The sequence below is a fragment of the Neisseria sp. P0009.S007 genome (assembly GCF_051962515.1).
In genome coordinates, this window is record NZ_JBQCVF010000912.1 from 1 (window position 1) to 427 (window position 427).

The 427-nt window shown below is 51.3% G+C and carries 1 protein-coding gene; it reads left to right on the top strand.

The annotated features are described in order from the left end of the window. On the top strand, window positions 1-427 hold a 427-nt coding region (locus ACTHS3_RS17075; RefSeq protein ID WP_440368649.1), incomplete at both ends, for an ABC transporter transmembrane domain-containing protein.

A 427-nucleotide genomic window follows, 5' to 3' on the forward strand; every position in this document is an offset into this window, starting at 1 on the left:
GTATGTATCCAAACAGTCAGCAAACGCCTGCGCAAACTGTCCGCCAACAACCAAATTTATCTTGGCCAGCTGATGCAGGTTTTGGGCGAAAGCATCAACGGTGAACGCGTTGTAAAAATCTACGGTGGCCAAGATTATGAAAACCGTCGCTTCAACCGTATTGCCGACGATGTGCGCCGCAACCTGCTCAAACAGGTTTCCGCCAGCTCTGCCGGTACCGGCATTACGCAATTGATGGCTTCGGTTGCATTGGCTGCGATTATTTATGCAGCAGCGCGCCAAGCCGGACTTTCCGGCTTCAGCGCAGGCGATTTTATGTCGTTTTTGTCCAGCATGATCATGATGTTTGACCCCATCAAACGCATGACCGGCGTGATGCAATCCCTACAACGTGGTTTGGCAGCGGCAGAAAGTGTCTTCACCTTTT